This is a genomic window from Enterococcus gallinarum NBRC 100675 (genome assembly GCF_001544275.1).
Taxonomy (GTDB): Bacteria; Bacillota; Bacilli; order Lactobacillales; family Enterococcaceae; genus Enterococcus_D; species Enterococcus_D gallinarum.
Genome location: NZ_BCQE01000022.1, coordinates 12,333 through 28,503, shown reverse-complemented (window position 1 = coordinate 28,503; position 16,171 = coordinate 12,333). Strand labels below are relative to the sequence as shown.

Below are 16,171 nucleotides of genomic sequence, written 5' to 3'. Positions count from 1 at the left end.
TCCCTCACTTTAGTTTTTTTGTCACTTGATTCAAGTGTTCTCGCAATTTGTCTCGCTCATTTTTGGCACCAGCTGCTTCAGCGATTTCTGAGATGAAGGTAGTCATATTTTCACCGATCACGCTATTGATTGGCAGTTTTTCTGCGGCACTTTCTTCAAAAAGACCGACGATCCCTTCCAAGATAGGGTACAGATTTCTTCCAGAAAAATCACTGTAGTTCCAGATTTTTTGATTGAGTTCGCGCCACGCATCTTGGTAGCTAGCGGGTAACTTATCAATACGAAGTTGAAATTCTTTTTGTTGCTTATTCATGTCGTTACCTGTTATTTTGTCATAAAAGTTCATGGTGGGCCTCCTAATTAATAAATAGTTGTTTGTAGCGTTTCATTGACAGGAAAGAGAAAAAACTTAGTAATAGGGCTAGCCACAAAAGGGTCAAAAGGCTGCTTTGGGAACCAAAAGAGAATGTACCAGCAAGCAAATTCTTTGTCGTTTCGATAATGGGCGTCATCGGCTGGTTCTCAGCAAATAGACGTACAGGTTTTGCCATTCCAACGACCGGCACAAAGGCTGGACTGATAAAAAGCAGAAAAATCAAAATATACGAAAAGGCTCCTGCTCCAGCATAATCTTTTGCTGTTAATGAAAAGGGGATAGCTAGCACAGTGAGACTAACGGCAAAAAGTACGATCAAAAGGATGAAAAGCAGGAAGTCACCAATCGTTGCTTGTGGTCGATAACCCAATACTAGTCCGATCAGCAGCACAGAAAGTACAGAAATAAGCATAAAAATTGTTGAAGCGACAATATGCGATCCTAGAATCACCCAACGTTTCATGGGCATAGATAACAATCGCGTCAGGAATCCTTTTGTTTTATCATTGTTGATCCTCAAAGCAGTGTAAGCCGATCCCATTGCCATAGACATCAGCAAAAATCCTGGCATAACGTAGCTAAGATAATCTGAAGGCTCTCCTGCAGTGCCCCCGACTAAAATATTGCCACCAATGACATAAACGAAAAAAAGTAAGATGAAAATAGGCATAACGATACTTGTAATGATCGTATCGACACTTGTTAAATTTTGTCTAACGATGCGGTTCGTTAATGTGAAAAGTTGCTTGATTGTCTTCATCTTTTAGTCCTCCTTTCCAGTAGCATCCAAGAATATTTCTTCCAAGCTAAGTTCAATCGGAGCAGTTGTTAGAATGTCAATATCATTTTGCAAGAGTTTCATCATCGACTCTTTTAAATCATTTCTAGCAAGAATAATGGTATCATTTTCAACCGTATAGTGAATCGCAGATTCGTTTAGAAGAGAAGTCGCTTGATCGATCGCTTTTTTCAGAACGATGACTTTGTGCAGATCTCTTGCTTGCTTTTTCAATTCTTGTGGTGTGCCAATCAATGAAATCTTCCCATCGTTGATAAAAGCGATTCGATCAGCTAAACGGTCTGCTTCATCAAGGTATTGAGTTGTCAGAAAGATCGTCTTTCCTTCTGCTTTAAGTTGAAGGATTAGTTGCCAAATCTCTAATCTGTTTTTTGGATCCACACCAGTAGTTGGCTCATCAAGAAACAAAATTTCTTTGTCAGGGAGCAGAGAGACTGCAATATCTAGTCGTCGCTTCATTCCTCCAGAATAGGTAGCGACTTTTTTATAGAGAAAATCTACTAAATGAAGTCGTTCTGATAAGGTATCTATTTTCCTGCGCAGATGAGGGATGTCCAACAGCGCGCCAATCAGTTTCAAATTTTCAAAACCGGTAAATTCATCATCTAATGTGATCGATTGACTATTCAAGCTGATGACATCCCGCACTTGATCGGAGTCATTTTGCAGGTCTAACCCTAAAATTGTTGCATTGCCGGATGTAGGTTTAGCGAGTGTAGTTAGAATATTGATCAGTGTTGACTTTCCAGCACCGTTTTCTCCAAGTAAAGTAAAGATTTCGCCTTTTTTGATTTCAAGAGTAATTCCTTTTAATACGTCAAGATCACCATAGGTTTTTGTAAGATGATCCACAGTGATGGCTTTCATAGTTATCCCTCATTCCTGATTGAAAAGTGTCTCGTGCTTGATTTTATCTAGCTGATCTACAAGAAACGCCCATTTATTCCAGAAATCTTGGAGGTAAATTTCTCCATTTGCGTTCAAACGATAAAACTTCCTTGCCGGTCCAAGGTCAGATTTCCTTTTTTCAACAGTCACCAATTCTTTTTTTTCTAAACGGAGTAAGACTGTATAGACGGTGCCTTCGACGATATCCTGAAACCCTAATTCGATCAGTGTATTCGTGATTTCATAGCCATAAGTCTCTTTGCTGTTATGGATGACTTGAAGCACGACACCTTCTAGCACACCTTTTAGTAATTCAGTCATTCCTTTCACATCGCTCATCCTCTCAAAAACCATTTGTCTCTATACCTAGTATTACTTAGTACTACTACATAATATTACTTAGTAGATGAATTGTCAACTACTTTGTAACATTAAGTAGAGGTGCAAAAAAAAGTAACACCTTGAAAAAAGCTTCCCGCTTAGTGGCGAATGGTACTCAGGAGGCTGGCCCCTGTTAAACTGAGCTTTATTGTGGGTTCCTCTGCAACTACTTCGTTCGAATCTAAGTTTGCAGCTAATCATCGGGGACAGTGATTAGCTACTGCTCGCCGTTGTTATCACTCTTAAGAACAAGTTCAACAAGATAGGCTCTGATTTGATGAATTGTGTTCAGTAAAGATAAATAGGACTTCGGTACCGATCATGGTGTGAATCATTGAGATGAAATGTTAGACATCGGTTGAGAAGGGAGCAAAAAAATCGAGATTTGTTGAGCTCTGTTATGAAACTAAAGATTTTTTCATTAGGGAATACCGCCGATGCATAGGCGCCCAATGCACTTGATTTGACTGAGACAGCAAGCAAGCCTAGACTAAAAGAGGAAAGCTCACAATTGCTGCTCTTTGTGCCCAGTCGACGGAAATGTTCTGCCAGATGTTGAGAGAGGCTGTGTCCTGCTAAATAACAAAGAACATTGAATAAAAAATCGTCTGATTCAGTATATAAGTGTATGAATAAACATTGATGTGATGAATCAGGTTATTTTTATTAACAAATTCTTGAATCTAGAGTAAAAAAACGGTAAAAATAATTTTAATCGATAAAAAACGTTATTTAATTAACGTACAATTTTTGAGGTTGTTAGATCAGTGATTTCCTAGTATCTAGTAAAAAACTCTCATTTTCGACTCAGCATATCGCCATTTTACAAAACATAATCTAAGCAAAATAACCTTGTAAAGGAAGCCAAACGGGAATAAACTGGCATTTGTGAATTTTCAGAAAAATTTCTAAATTTGTTTTTTATAAGGAGCCAGTAATTATGGAAAAAGAAAAGACTTTCCTAGGACAGCCGCGAGGGTTGTCGACACTATTTTTCACTGAGATGTGGGAACGATTCAGCTACTATGGCATGCGGGCCATCTTAGTTTACTTTATGTATGATGCTGTGACGAATGGTGGCTTAGGCCTGCCTAAATCAACAGCTGTAGCGATCATGTCAATCTACGGTTCACTCGTTTATATGTCTAGTATCGTTGGCGGATGGATCTCTGACCGCTTATTAGGATCGAACAAATCCGTTTTTTATGGCGGGATTCTTATTATGTTTGGACATATTGTTCTGGCAATGCCTCTTGGTATTGCTGCACTATTTGTTTCTATGATGCTGATCGTTATTGGGACAGGTTTGTTGAAGTCCAATGTATCAGGGATGGTCGGCCACTTATATTCGAAAGAAGATGTGCGCCGAGATGCAGGATTTTCAATCTTTTATATGGGGATCAATATTGGTGGACTTTTAGCACCGATCATTGTGGGTATTTTAGGACAAAATGTCAATTACCATTTAGGTTTTTCAATAGCAGCTATCGGAATGTTCATTGGTTTAGTGCAATATTATGTTCAAGGGAAGACAACGTTGAAAGATGTTGCAACGACACCAACTAATCCATTATCTGCGCAAGAGAAAAAAATCTTTTTCCGTAACGTTATCATCGTACTAGTGCTTGTAGCAGTGGTTTTCGGTGGTGCAGCTGCGATGGGCTATCTGACCGTTGATTTCTTTATCAATTGCATCAGTATCTTAGGAATATTTTTGCCGATCTACTACTTTACTAAAATGTTGCGTTCTCGTGATGTGACACCGGATGAAAAGAAAAAAGTTTTAGCGTATATTCCTTTGTTCTTATCTGCGATCGTTTTTTGGTCCCTAGAAGAACAAGGGTCATCAATATTGGCACTTTTTGCGGCCGACCGGACACAAGATACGTTGTTTGGGATCACGATTCCGGCGAGTCTGTATCAAACACTAAATCCATTGTTTGTCGTGCTGTTGACACCGGTATTTGTTTGGTTGTGGACGAAACTTGGCAATAAGCAACCTAGAACAGAAGTGAAATTTGCAATTGGTTTGATTTTAGCAGGTTTGTCTTTTGTCTTGTTGATGTTCCCAAGTATGCTGTTCGGAGTTGATCAACGGGTAAGCCCATTGTGGCTAGTCTTTAGTTTCTTTATCATGATTGCTGGCGAAATGTGTCTGTCACCAGTTGGATTGTCTGTAACGACCAAATTAGCACCAAAAGCCTTCGAAGCGCAAACTCTTGCTATTTGGCTATTAGCAGATGCTTCTTCGCAAGCGATCAATGCTCAGATTGCTCGTTTCTATACACCGCAAACAGAAGGGGCTTATTATGGCATTGTCGGTGGTGTTGCAGTAGTCGTAGGGATTATTCTTTACATGGCAAGAAAACCGATTCGTAAGCTGATTGGGAATATTCATTAATCAACGGACTTGATCTTGAAAAAGATCAAGTCTTTTTTTGCACTTTTAGTCAAGTTATGAGAAAATGAATGGGAACATAAGTTCTGTAGGAGGGGTTAAATGCACACTCGACGCTATAAAACGATTCTTTCACCAAACAATACAATGAACCTCTATCGAGGGTGTACACATGACTGTATTTATTGTGATAGTCGCAGCAGCTGCTATCAGATGGCACATCGGTTTGAGGATATCGAGATCAAAGAAGCAGCAATAACGATTTTGGACCAGCAATTAAAGAAGCGCCGACAGCCTTGCATGATCGTTACCGGTGCTATGTCAGATCCTTACGTTCATGCAGAACAGCGTTTGAGACAAACGAGGCAAGCACTGGAAGTAATCAAAAAGAACGGTTTTGGTGTTGCGCTTTTGACCAAATCAACGCGTGTGTTGGAAGATTTGGATTTGCTGATAGAAATCAATCAGCAAACGAAAGCAGTTGTTCAAATGACTCTGACGACTTATGATGAAGCACTATGTAAAAAATTAGAACGACAAGTCGCTACCACTTATCATCGTTTTTTGGCGCTTAAGACGTTTCAAGCAGCAGGTATTCCTACTGTTGTTTGGTTATCACCCATTCTTCCTTTTATCAATGACAGCGAGGAGAATCTATTGGGGATTTTGGACTACTGTCGCCAAGCGGGAGTGAAAGGCATCATCTGTTTTGGATTTGGGGTGACGATGCGGGAAGGAAATCGCGCATACTTTTATCAGCAACTAGACCGTGATTTTCCTGGTATGAAGGAAAAGTATCAGCAAGCTTTTGGCGATCGGTATGTTTGCGACAGTCCGAATCAGCAAAAGCTAATGGCTATTTTTTGTGCATTCTGCCAAACCCATCAAATCCTTTATCGACCAGAAGAAGTCTTTGCCTATATCCATCGTTTTGAAGACCAGCAGTTGACACTCTTTTAATTCGTGTCTTTTAAACAAATGAAATAGCCGCAGGGACTGAGAGTGTTCCAGTGTACGAGCAACACCTCGTCACCATGTCCCGAGGTGTGCCAGTTCTCTTATCCTGCGGCTATTTTTATTTGATTTTTCTGATATGCGATTCCTTATGGTGAAAAAAACGAACGTAATCTTCTTAAAGAGCCTGCCAATCGATGGGCTGCCGCATGACCTGCTGGTCGCGGATCAGCAGCATGTCTTGGAAAGTTTGTTTTAGAAAATAGCGGTCATGGCTCACAGCAATTAACGTACCACCAAAGCGCTGAATCAATTCTTCAATTTCTTCACGAGCATAGATATCCAAATGATTGGTAGGCTCATCTAATAGCAGGACGTTGATTTTTTTATGAAAAAGTTTCAGCAGATAAAGGCGAATCTTCTCACCGCCAGAAAGATCCTGAATGCGTTTTGAGACATCATCCTGATAAAAACCGATTTGTGCCAGCTGTTGTCGTGCAGATTGTTCGTTGCCTATGAACTGATAGGCAAAGGACAGGACCCGCATAGCGGGATTAGAAAATGAGAGCTTTTGAGGCAGATACCCGATCTGCAGATTACTGCCGGATTTGATCGTTCCCGCGTCAAGCGCCAAAGTACCTAACATAAGCTGAATCAGGGTCGACTTACCGGTGCCATTTTCACCAATGATCGCTAAGCGCTCACCACGGTAAATCGAGAAACTACTGTCTTCAAAGAGTAGCCGATCAGCCATAATTTTACCGATATTTCGGGCGATAAAGACTTCCTTGCCTGTTCGATCACTTTGATTGACTGTGTGTATCCTTTTTTTAGGAGGCAGCGGTGGCTTGACGAGAGTGATCTTCGCTAAGCGCTTTTCAATTTCTTTGGCTTTACGGAAAAAGTCCTCATTGTCCCCTTCATTCCCCCATTGACGATAACGACGAATCATATTTTTAAGCCGTTGGCATTCTTTTTGCTGCAGCTCATAGTTCTTTGTCAGTTCTGCAATCCGGGCTTGTTTCAATGACCGATATTGGCTATAGTTTCCCGGATAAGAAATCAATTGACCATCTTCGATCTCACAGATCCTAGTCGTCACTTTGTCCAGAAAAGCGCGGTCATGAGAAATGACGATATAAGCTTTTTTCGTATGGATAAGATAGTTTTCCAGCCAATGCAGACTAGCTAAATCAAGATGATTCGTGGGCTCATCCAGTAAAAGCAAGTCATGCTCTGTCAACAGCAATCTTGCTAGTTCTACTTTGACTCGCTCCCCACCACTTAACGCCTGCAAAGAAGTTTCTTGCAACTGCGCTATTCCCAATCCTCTTAAACTAGCAAGAATCCGGTCTTCTAACAGATAGCCACCGTGTTCTTCAAATCGTTGCTGTAATTGACCATAGCGGTCCAATAACTTCGATAAGTCAGCGGCAGGGTCGCTCATCTGTTGTTCACAACGTCGCATATTGCGACTTATCTCTTGTAGTCGGGGAGAGGACGTTTGTAAATACGTCAGCACCGTTTCTGAAGAGGGCGAAAATTCTTGTGCCAAATGACCAATAGAAAGACCTTTACGTCGGCTGATCGTTCCAGTATCATTTTTCTCGGTTCCGAGTAACAAATCTAGGAAGGTTGTCTTACCAGAGCCATTGATGCCGATTAAACCAATCTTTTCACCGGGATCAATTTGGAAAGTTAAGTGTTCAAATAGCGGGATACCGCCAAAATTTTTACTGATTTTATTTGCTTGAATTAGCATGATCTCACTCCTTGAGACCACTCAAAAAGGCCATGGAAATCCATGGCCTGTGTTATTTTTATCTGATGTTATTCGAGATAAGCACCTTGAGATGGCCATTGATTTTACGAATATTCAACTGTTTTAGACAGACTCGTCCCTAAAACGGTTTTTGTAAAACCAATTGCATGGCTAAATGCGATATGGTAACGCTGATAGTTGACGTTACATGTTATTTTAGTCATGCGCATCATGGTGTTTCCTCCTTTTGCTTATTTGCCAATAGTGTACCGCAAGTGTCCTTACTTTGCAATTAGTCAGTCAGTTTTTTCTTGACTGGAACAATTTCAGAAAGATTACTTGCCTTCGGTTGCCCGATCACTAATGGAACGGTCTCATGGACCACATCACTGTAAGTGAGTCCAAACCAACGTTCCGGTGAAATAGTATGCCGTTTGATAAAGAGTTTGGCTAACATTACTTGTCGCTCCCATCGGGTCAATGAAGTGACATTCGACAACTCTTCTTCAATCAGAACAAACTGGAAGTCGCCAACTTGACGTCCCGGGGTCAGTGAGTATTTTTGCGGCTGTTTTGGTAAGCGACCATCCTTCATCAATTCCTGAATGATTTGTCGGATGTAGACATTGACTTCTTGAGAAACCCGAAAACCTAAGTAGAGTTTCAATTTTACGATGAAATCTGTTTCAGACATCGAGACTTCGTACTGTTTTGTATAAGGTTCATCTGTAACTTCCACATTCACAAACCAATAAACTTTGGCGCGTTTCGGCCGTTTATCAAGGATCGAATAAATAAACTGACGGCCAATCGTATTTCCTTGCAGTTTTGGAACTAAAAAGACGACATTGGTCTGAGAAAATGGCAATGTCTCATCATTCCGCAATTCCTGTAGTTGGGGAATGTATTCGGTCAAGTCAACTTCTTCGGCAGCTTGTTCTTGAATGTGGTTGCCCCATTCCCAAATGAGCATGATGGCGATAATCAAAGCGGCCATCAAAACCGCGACGAACCCACCGTGGAAAAATTTTGCGGCACTCGAGATGAAGAAGATGCCTTCGATAGCTGCAAAAAATAAGGTAATAAAAGGAGCGATAAATCGCGCTTTTTTGAATTGACGCAAAAAGAAATACAACAAGACTGTGGTCATCAGCATGGTTACTGTAATCGCTAAACCATAAGCGGCCTCCATTCGCGTGGATGTCCGGAATAAGAGAACGACGCCAGAACAAGCGATCCACAGCATCAGGTTAAGCGCGGGGATATACATTTGTCCGATGGAAGAACCAGGATACATGATCTGCATCCGCGGTAACAAACGCAACTTAATTGCTTCCGAAACTAACGTGAAAGACCCGGAAAGTAAAGCTTGGGAGGCAATGATTGCAGCCAACGCAGAAAAGCCGACGCCAAAAACTGTCCAACCTTGAGGCAAAGCCTGGAAAAAAGGGTTTAGGTTTTCAATCTGTTGATAGGCAGGATCTTGATAAACCTTTAATAACCAAGCAGCTTGACCAAAGTAATTAAGCATCAAACAGATTTTGATGTAAGGCCAGCTGGCATAAATATTCTTTTTGCCCACATGTCCTAAATCGGAATATAGTGCTTCAGCCCCAGTGGTTGCCAGAAAGATATTCCCGAGAATGAACAAACCTGAGGTGTTATAAGGGCTAAACAGCAGCCCGATGGCATAACGGGGATCCAACGCACGAATGACAGACAGATCACCGGAAAAGTTGATCAAACCAACGATCCCCAAAAAGGTAAACCAACCAAGCATGATCGGTCCAAATGCTTTACCAACGAATTCTGTCCCAAAGCGTTGCAGGCTAAAAAGAACGAAAAGGATCGCTAATGTAATCCAAACAATAATGGATTGATCATTCCCAAAATGATCATAAAACATCGGAATGCCCCGCAACCCTTCAATGGCTGTCGTGACAGTGACGGCAGGAGTTAGTACACCATCTGCCAATAACGCAGCGCCACCAATGATTGCCGGAATGATCAAGTAGCGGCTTTGCTTACGAACAAGTGTGTATAAGGAAAAAATTCCGCCCTCACCGTGATTATCCGCGTTCAAAGCGATTAAGACGTACTTAATCGTGGTAAGCAGAGTCAGAGTCCAAAAAACGAGTGAGACACTTCCCAATACAAAGTCCGGGGAGAGTGTTTTCAACCCGCCGTTGTCTTCAACGATTGCTTTCATCACATAGAGTGGGCTGGTCCCGATATCTCCATAGACCACACCCATGGCGACCAAAAGGCCTCCCGCGGTTAATTTTTTCATTTTACTCATAGATTTTCCCTCCAAATTGAACTGCAAAAAGACCCAAGAGGCCCTTTGCCACTTAGGTCTTGCAAGAAACATCATAGACCAGCGGATTCCCGCTTGCTGTTGATCTATGATCATGGAAAAACCCATGTGCTACTCCCCTAAATTGCTATAATTATCTTTGTTTTGCTGATTCCTGTCAACTTTTTTCATTTAAAATGTAAATAAACATTTTAAATTTTCTGTTTATTCACGTAAAATTACGTTAAGTCTTATTTCTAAGGGGGATAGTAAATGATTGAATTGAAACATGTAAGTAAAACGTATGGAACAAAAAAAGCATTGAAGGACCTTTCTTTGACGATTCAGCAAGGTGAGATCTTTGGCTTTTTAGGACATAATGGTGCGGGGAAATCAACGACCATCAAGAGTCTAGTTAGTATTTTACAGCCGACGAGTGGCGAAATCGTTTTTGATGGCAAAGCATTAGCCCAATACCGAGAAGAAATAAAAAAACAGATTGCTTATGTCCCGGATTCACCGGACATGTTTTTGCAGTTGACCGCCGGAGAATATTGGGATTTGATCGCAGCTGCTTATGAAGTACCGGAAACCCAAAAAAAGGTACGCTTAAATGAACTGGGCCAGCTATTTGATATGACGACGCATGCAGAAGAAACGCTAGCCAGTTTTTCCCATGGTATGCGGCAAAAAACCATTCTAATTGGAGCATTACTGCCAGATCCGGATATTTGGATCTTAGATGAGCCTTTGCAGGGATTGGACCCGCAGGCAGCGTTTGATCTAAAAGAAATGATGAAAGCACATGCTGCGAAAGGCAAAACGGTTATTTTCTCGACGCATGTCTTGGATACTGCCCAACAGCTTTGTGATCAGTTAGCTATTTTGAAAAAAGGTGAATTGCTTTATAACGGTTCTGTCGATGAATTGCTTGCACAAAATCCAGATCTTTCTTTGGAAGCGATCTATTTAAAAATGACAGGTAGAGGCGCGGAAGAGCCATCGTTGACAGAAAATGGAGGCGAGTTCAGATGAACAAGCGACAGTTATTGACGTTGACCAGCGTCAATCTTCGGTACGCCAATCCGCAAGTCACAGACAAAGCCCGTAAAAAAGGAAAAAGCGGGACACAATTGACTCGTTATTTGATCCAGCAATATGTATTATCAGGTTTCGTTTTTTTAGTGATTTACGGCCTAACAATGATCGCACTGGATTTCAGCCGTTTGCCAGGTTTTTTCACTTATTATGTTGCTCTTTTTGGCGTTCTAGGATTTTCTCAAGGAATCTCGTCCATTTTTAATGTCTTCTTTGAGAGTCAAGACTTGCCTGCATATTTGCCATTGCCTTTCCGGCAAGCAGAAATTTTCACCGCCAAGATTCTTGTTGTCTTTTTAACAGTGGCACCATTTGTTTTTCCATTATTTGTCCTATTTCTTTTAACGGGAATGCGTTCACAGGTCTTTATTCTGCTCACGCTTTTGTTAGCGATTGTGCTCTTTTTATTATTTCTCGTGATTGTTTTTAGTATTTGTAGTTTGATCGTTTTTGGATTGGCTCGAACAAAATTGTTTCGTGAACATAAAAAAATGATGACCAGCTTGTTGTTGGGAATTTCTATGATCGTAGTAGTGGTAGGGATCTTGATGATGAATCAAACCAGTTCCTACGATACACAGATCATGGATCGCGGGGCCATTGCCTTTTTACTGCCATTTTTCTATATCATGCACAGTCCCTTTGCAGCTGCAGGAATCGGGAGCTTCGCTCTTGTTCTAGTGGTTTGTTTGTTGCTGCTAGGAGCGATTCGGTTCTTTATTTTACCGAAGTTTTATGATCAGGTGGCGATGGCTGTGCCAGACCATGGAAGCGTGCGACGGAAGCAGAAGTCCGGGCAAGGATTGTCGCAGATGTTATTCAGTTATAATTCCCAGCTGGTTCGTGATCCCAACTTGATTATGCAAGTATTGTCCACTTCACTGATGACACCGATCATTTTTATTGTGACATTTGCTTTGAGCGGTACGTTTGATTTAGGACAAATGGACGCTCGTTTTTGCGGAGTGTTCTTTTTGGCAGGTATCGCATTAGCTGTGATGATGGTCAATCCAACCTCTTTTATCAGTACCTTGATTTCATTGGATCAGCAAAACTTTCTGTTTGTCCGTTCATTGCCGTTGTCTATGAAAAAATATTTACAAGCAAAATTCCGATTTGGCCTAATGCTTCAAATGGTTTTGACTGGCGGGATCGCCTTATTGGCGATTTTGCTCTTTAAGATGCCGATCCTATTGGCAACGACTTTTTTCCTAGGTACGTTACTTGGTTGTTACTTGCTATGCTTAAAATATTTTGCCCGTGATTATCGCTTGCTTTTGCTTGATTGGACCAATGTCAGTCAATTGTTTACCCGGGGTGCCGGAAGTGTGGGAATGATCATCGGCATGATGGTGGCACTTTTTCTTAGTATTCTGTTACTCGTCGGTTACGGTTTTGCAGCAACGATGATTCCATTTTGGCTCTTGAATGGACCAGTCTTGCTGGTTCTGTTGATTGTTAGCGTGCTATGGCACAACTACTATCAAAGAAAATTTTGGCAGTTGATTCACTGAGTCTAGTTGCCGTCGATGGCGTATTGAAAAAGAAATAGATTTAATCAGAAAATTCAGAAAAAAGACTTTACAAGTATTCCGAAACATGATTAGATAATAAATAACCTATTACTTTGCTTTCATTTTTTGCTGGCAAGCTTGCTCCACAGGCTTGTTGCAAGAGACTGTGCCAAACGTCAGAGTTATTGATCAGAAGGAACCAGAAGCTGTCCGCTTCAAGAAAGACAGCTGGGTCATTTTGAGCTGAGACGGCTGGCGCAGTTTTTTTAATGGCTAAAACTAACAAATCGTGAAAAATAGAAAAAAACACTCTGACAAGAATCTTTTTGTCAGAGTGTTTTTGTTTTTGATTTGAGTATATGTTGGTTTATTCAGAGATTATGCTTCCTCTTTTTCGTTGGTTGTTGGCAAGTGATTGTCAAGGTCTGTCCGTACGACCAATACGTCACAAGAGGCATGACGGATTACATACTCAGAGACTGAACCAATAAAAATTCGTTCGACGGCATTGAGACCAGTAGCGCCGATCATGATTAAATCGATTTGATTATCTTCTGGTAATTGTTTCGCAATGATTGGTTTTGGCGATCCGTATTCGATGACAGTCTTTACTGCAGTTACTTGGTTCTTACGGGCATAGTCTTCATAATCTTTCAATGTTTGCTTAGCCATTTCAGTCGCTTGCTCAGCCAACATGCCATCAAAGGAAGAAACAGTTTGAAAGGCACGGGTATCGATTACATGGGCTAGTACCAATTCAGAATTGTTCCGTTGGGCCACATTGACCGCTTTTTTAAAAGCTAATTCTGACTCACTCGAGCCATCGACTGCAACCATGATTCGTTGATATTGTTGTAACATATGAAACACTCCTCTCAGATAACTTCATCTTTATTGTAAAACTTTTTGACTAAAAAGAAAAACCTAATTATCTGTTTTTTTCATCTTACGGGCAAACAGCAAACTGAATGAGGCAGAAGTAATCATTAATACTGCTAAATAAACGAGGGCAATCAACTTTTTGTCTAAAAAAGCAACGATGATCGCAAGAATACCTAAAATACCATGAAGATAGCCATAAATGGTCAAAAAAGTTTGATTTTTAGTATTTTCAGGAATAAGGGAAAAGAAAATGGCATGTTTTGTTAACAGTAAGTAGCAGACGCCAAACAACAAAACAGCAGCAATCAAAAATAATAGAAAAATCATCCGTGAAATCCGTCCTTCTCTTATAAGATAGTTTTAGTATAGCGAAGTGCTAAAGGAATAGCAAAAAGCACAAAAAAGCCACCTGTCTAAAACAGATGGCACATTCAATAAAGAATGGGTAATATCCGTAGATGCCGTTCTTTTTCCCGTAGTATTGATCCCGCAAATTCTAGCAGGTGGGTTCCACGGTCTAAGCATCGAACTACCAAATGAAAAGGCATGTTACCAGCTTTGACACAAGACGGATCCCAATATATCAATAAAAATGTTCGGTCAACACACAGATGGGACAACTCGTACATCACAGAATTCCCACCTTCATAGTAGCATAGGACAACAAAAGTAGCAATAAAGAAGATTGAAAACGGTGACAAAAACATTTCTCGCTTCCATGAAGCGGCTGCTGAGGGTTAGGACTGTTTTTTTCGTTGCTGCAATTGTTGATATCTTTGACCTAGAGCTTGCTCGTATTTTCCGGTAGCCTTTGGCTGATAATAGTGAGCTTGCTTGATTTTATCGGGTAAGTATTGCTGATCGACCCACGCATCATCAAAGTTGTGTGGGTATTGATAACCGACGCCTCGATTCAAGGCTTCAGCTCCTTTGTAATGACTGTCTCTTAGATGATCAGGGACATCCCCGGCATTGCCTGCACGAATATCTGCGATGGCAGCGTCTAGTGCCATATAAGCCGAGTTGGACTTAGGGGATAGACAAAGGTCGACCACAGTATCTGCTAAAGGGATCCTCGCCTCAGGTAAGCCTAATCGTTCCGCTGCTAAGACAGCATTGACTGTTCGAGCAGCTGCCGCTGGATTGGCCAACCCTATATCTTCATAACCGATCACCATCAAACGCCGGCAGATGATTGCCAAGTCTCCTGCTTCTACCAGACGACCCAAATAATGGAGTGCCGCATCAACATCGCTGCCGCGGATCGATTTTTGAAAAGCAGAGATGACATCATAATGGGCATCGCCATCTTTGTCATGGGTCAATGCTTTGCGCTGAACACATTCTTCAATAATTGGCAAAGTCAAATGGATTTTCCCATCAGAACTTGGCGGCGTGGAGCGAGCAGCGAGTTCTAATCCATTGAGTGCACTGCGGAGATCCCCATTGGTCGCTCGTGAAAGATGGAGACGAGCTTCTTCTGTCAACTGGATCGATTCTGTACCCAAGCCACGTTCTTTATCAGCTAAAGCCGCATCAATGGCGGCTAAAATATCTGATTCTTGCAATGGTTTTACTTCAAAAATCTGTGTACGACTACGGATTGCTGGGTTGATAGTGATATAAGGATTTTCAGTTGTGGCCCCGATCATAATGATTTTTCCGCTTTCTAAATGAGGCAGTAAGAAATCTTGCTTTGTTTTATCCAGACGATGGACTTCATCCAAAAGTAAAATGACTGTGCCGCTCATTTTGGCTTCTTCGGCGACGATTTGAAGGTCTTTTTTCGTATCAGTCGCAGCATTCAGCATGCGGAAAGCGTAACGTGTCGAACCGGCGATTGCACTAGCGATACTTGTTTTTCCGGTCCCTGGTGGACCATACAGGATCATGGAAGAGAGCATCTTGGCCTCAACCATCCGGCGAATGATCTTTCCGGGTCCAACTAAATGCTGTTGACCTACGACTTCATCAAGGTTGCGGGGACGCATGCGGTACGCAAGTGGTTGCTGCATAATAAGCTCCTTTCTTTTTTCTTTAGTATATCATAAGAACGTATATTCCCATAAGGAAGTGGGTATTTTGCTATTGAAACTAGTCAGTGGCGATAGAAAGGTCAAACAATTGATAAGATGGTCGTAATCAATAGTAAGTTCCTTGAGAATTGTGTAAAATAAAGAAGGTGAAGAAAATGAATGAAATTGAACAATTATTTGCACAACAATCAACAACAGCGATTGCCCGGCAATTATTAGGAATGTATCTGGAACATGAGACGCCCAGTGGGAAATTAGGCGGTTATATCGTCGACTGTGAAGCTTATTTAGGACCAGAAGATCTGGCTGCTCATAGTTTCGGGATGCGTAACACGCCACGAGTTCGAGCAATGTATGAAAAGCCGGGAACGATTTATTTATATACGATGCATACTCATTTGATTTTGAATTTTATCACACAGCCTGAAGGTATTCCCCAAGGGATCATGATCCGCGGCGTGGAGCCCGTCGAAGGAATCGCACAAATGGAGATAAATCGCAGTAAATCCGGTCCTGATCTCTCGAACGGACCTGGAAAGCTCGTGAAAGCTTTGGGAATTACGCCTGATTATTATGGCCATTCAATTTTTACAAGTCCACTGCATCTTGTCAACGAGAAACGGCGAACACCGAAAGAAATACTCGCTGTTCCCAGAATCGGTATCCCGAATAAAGGGGAGTGGACCCATAAGCCACTACGGTTTGTCGTAGCAGGTAACCCATATATTACCAACAGCAGAAAATCTGCTGTCCAGCCAGATCACGGCTGGCAATAGGAAAGAAGGAA

General features: G+C 41.5%; 15 protein-coding genes and 1 other RNA gene. 5 read left to right on the top strand and 11 right to left on the bottom strand.

Going from position 1 to position 16,171, the window contains the following annotated elements; genetic code table 11:
• Positions 1 to 4: 4 nt before the first annotated feature.
• Genes EG2_RS12845 through EG2_RS12830 form a run of 4 tightly spaced genes read right to left on the bottom strand, consistent with a single transcriptional unit; the run spans position 5 to position 2,393 of the window.
• Positions 5 to 346: a DUF1048 domain-containing protein gene (locus tag EG2_RS12845; protein ID WP_060815054.1), complete on the bottom strand. Its 342-nt coding sequence runs from the start codon at positions 344 to 346 to the stop codon at positions 5 to 7.
• Positions 347 to 356: 10 nt separating this feature from the next.
• Entirely contained in the window at positions 357 to 1,136 is a 780-nt protein-coding gene (locus EG2_RS12840) for an ABC transporter permease (RefSeq protein WP_060815053.1), read from the bottom strand.
• A 3-nt stretch (positions 1,137 to 1,139) separates the two neighbouring features.
• Positions 1,140 to 2,042: an ABC transporter ATP-binding protein gene (locus EG2_RS12835; RefSeq protein WP_060815052.1), complete on the bottom strand. Its 903-nt coding sequence runs from the start codon at positions 2,040 to 2,042 to the stop codon at positions 1,140 to 1,142.
• Between the two features lie 9 nt (positions 2,043 to 2,051).
• Positions 2,052 to 2,393 (bottom strand): PadR family transcriptional regulator, encoded by a 342-nt coding sequence (locus EG2_RS12830; RefSeq protein WP_060815051.1) that lies wholly within the window; start codon positions 2,391 to 2,393, stop codon positions 2,052 to 2,054.
• A 991-nt stretch (positions 2,394 to 3,384) separates the two neighbouring features.
• Here EG2_RS12830 and EG2_RS12825 point away from each other — a divergent pair.
• Together EG2_RS12825 and EG2_RS12820 are read left to right on the top strand one after the other, a co-directional pair.
• Positions 3,385 to 4,845, top strand: coding sequence for a peptide MFS transporter (locus tag EG2_RS12825; RefSeq protein ID WP_060815050.1), 1,461 nt, complete (start codon positions 3,385 to 3,387; stop codon positions 4,843 to 4,845).
• 99 nt (positions 4,846 to 4,944) lie between these two features.
• Complete coding sequence (locus EG2_RS12820; RefSeq protein ID WP_060815049.1) at positions 4,945 to 5,802, top strand: SPL family radical SAM protein; 858 nt, start codon at positions 4,945 to 4,947, stop codon at positions 5,800 to 5,802.
• A gap of 172 nt (positions 5,803 to 5,974) precedes the next feature.
• Here EG2_RS12820 and abc-f read toward each other — a convergent pair whose 3' ends face one another.
• From abc-f to EG2_RS12810, 3 genes are all read right to left on the bottom strand, one after another.
• Positions 5,975 to 7,558 (bottom strand): ribosomal protection-like ABC-F family protein, encoded by a 1,584-nt coding sequence (abc-f, locus tag EG2_RS12815; protein WP_060815048.1) that lies wholly within the window; start codon positions 7,556 to 7,558, stop codon positions 5,975 to 5,977.
• 104 nt (positions 7,559 to 7,662) lie between these two features.
• Positions 7,663 to 7,791, bottom strand: a complete 129-nt coding sequence (locus EG2_RS19720; protein WP_005472862.1) for a hypothetical protein — start codon at positions 7,789 to 7,791, stop codon at positions 7,663 to 7,665.
• A gap of 59 nt (positions 7,792 to 7,850) precedes the next feature.
• The gene (locus EG2_RS12810; protein WP_060815077.1) at positions 7,851 to 9,857 is read right to left on the bottom strand and encodes a KUP/HAK/KT family potassium transporter; all 2,007 of its coding nucleotides are present in this window, start codon (positions 9,855 to 9,857) and stop codon (positions 7,851 to 7,853) included.
• Between the two features lie 270 nt (positions 9,858 to 10,127).
• Here EG2_RS12810 and EG2_RS12805 point away from each other — a divergent pair, with 270 nt between their 5' ends.
• Both EG2_RS12805 and EG2_RS12800 read left to right on the top strand, forming a co-directional pair.
• Positions 10,128 to 10,889, top strand: a complete 762-nt coding sequence (locus EG2_RS12805; protein WP_003128453.1) for an ABC transporter ATP-binding protein — start codon at positions 10,128 to 10,130, stop codon at positions 10,887 to 10,889.
• Positions 10,886 to 12,466: a hypothetical protein gene (locus tag EG2_RS12800; protein ID WP_060815047.1), complete on the top strand. Its 1,581-nt coding sequence runs from the start codon at positions 10,886 to 10,888 to the stop codon at positions 12,464 to 12,466. Before EG2_RS12805 ends, EG2_RS12800 begins: the two co-directional genes overlap by 4 nt.
• A 378-nt stretch (positions 12,467 to 12,844) precedes the next feature.
• Here the strand turns inward: EG2_RS12800 and EG2_RS12790 are convergent, their stop codons facing one another.
• The 4 genes from EG2_RS12790 to EG2_RS12775 form a co-directional block, all read right to left on the bottom strand.
• Positions 12,845 to 13,327, bottom strand: coding sequence for a universal stress protein (locus EG2_RS12790; protein WP_003128457.1), 483 nt, complete (start codon positions 13,325 to 13,327; stop codon positions 12,845 to 12,847).
• A gap of 63 nt (positions 13,328 to 13,390) precedes the next feature.
• Complete coding sequence (locus EG2_RS12785; RefSeq protein ID WP_003128458.1) at positions 13,391 to 13,675, bottom strand: hypothetical protein; 285 nt, start codon at positions 13,673 to 13,675, stop codon at positions 13,391 to 13,393.
• Between the two features lie 118 nt (positions 13,676 to 13,793).
• A non-coding RNA gene (gene ssrS, locus EG2_RS12780) (6S RNA) lies at positions 13,794 to 13,988 on the bottom strand.
• A 97-nt stretch (positions 13,989 to 14,085) separates the two neighbouring features.
• Positions 14,086 to 15,363 (bottom strand): replication-associated recombination protein A, encoded by a 1,278-nt coding sequence (locus EG2_RS12775; protein ID WP_060815045.1) that lies wholly within the window; start codon positions 15,361 to 15,363, stop codon positions 14,086 to 14,088.
• Positions 15,364 to 15,539: 176 nt separating this feature from the next.
• Here EG2_RS12775 and EG2_RS12770 point away from each other — a divergent pair, with 176 nt between their 5' ends.
• The gene (locus EG2_RS12770; RefSeq protein WP_005472850.1) at positions 15,540 to 16,160 is read left to right on the top strand and encodes a DNA-3-methyladenine glycosylase; all 621 of its coding nucleotides are present in this window, start codon (positions 15,540 to 15,542) and stop codon (positions 16,158 to 16,160) included.
• Positions 16,161 to 16,171: the final 11 nt, after the last annotated feature.

What these genes read in the sequence shown, in the direction of transcription:
- EG2_RS12835 (WP_060815052.1), bottom strand. Translation starts at nt 2,042, where the DNA reads ATGAAAGCCATCACTGTGGATCATCTTACAAAAACCTATGGTGATCTT.
- EG2_RS12825 (WP_060815050.1), top strand. Translation starts at nt 3,385, where the DNA reads ATGGAAAAAGAAAAGACTTTCCTAGGACAGCCGCGAGGGTTGTCGACA.
- EG2_RS19720 (WP_005472862.1), bottom strand. Translation starts at nt 7,791, where the DNA reads ATGATGCGCATGACTAAAATAACATGTAACGTCAACTATCAGCGTTAC.
- EG2_RS12800 (WP_060815047.1), top strand. Translation starts at nt 10,886, where the DNA reads ATGAACAAGCGACAGTTATTGACGTTGACCAGCGTCAATCTTCGGTAC.
- EG2_RS12770 (WP_005472850.1), top strand. Translation starts at nt 15,540, where the DNA reads ATGAATGAAATTGAACAATTATTTGCACAACAATCAACAACAGCGATT.
- EG2_RS12775 (WP_060815045.1), bottom strand. Translation starts at nt 15,363, where the DNA reads ATGCAGCAACCACTTGCGTACCGCATGCGTCCCCGCAACCTTGATGAA.
- abc-f (WP_060815048.1), bottom strand. Translation starts at nt 7,558, where the DNA reads ATGCTAATTCAAGCAAATAAAATCAGTAAAAATTTTGGCGGTATCCCG.
- EG2_RS12790 (WP_003128457.1), bottom strand. Translation starts at nt 13,327, where the DNA reads ATGTTACAACAATATCAACGAATCATGGTTGCAGTCGATGGCTCGAGT.
- EG2_RS12845 (WP_060815054.1), bottom strand. Translation starts at nt 346, where the DNA reads ATGAACTTTTATGACAAAATAACAGGTAACGACATGAATAAGCAACAA.
- EG2_RS12840 (WP_060815053.1), bottom strand. Translation starts at nt 1,136, where the DNA reads ATGAAGACAATCAAGCAACTTTTCACATTAACGAACCGCATCGTTAGA.
- EG2_RS12820 (WP_060815049.1), top strand. Translation starts at nt 4,945, where the DNA reads ATGCACACTCGACGCTATAAAACGATTCTTTCACCAAACAATACAATG.
- EG2_RS12785 (WP_003128458.1), bottom strand. Translation starts at nt 13,675, where the DNA reads ATGATTTTTCTATTATTTTTGATTGCTGCTGTTTTGTTGTTTGGCGTC.
- EG2_RS12805 (WP_003128453.1), top strand. Translation starts at nt 10,128, where the DNA reads ATGATTGAATTGAAACATGTAAGTAAAACGTATGGAACAAAAAAAGCA.
- EG2_RS12810 (WP_060815077.1), bottom strand. Translation starts at nt 9,857, where the DNA reads ATGAGTAAAATGAAAAAATTAACCGCGGGAGGCCTTTTGGTCGCCATG.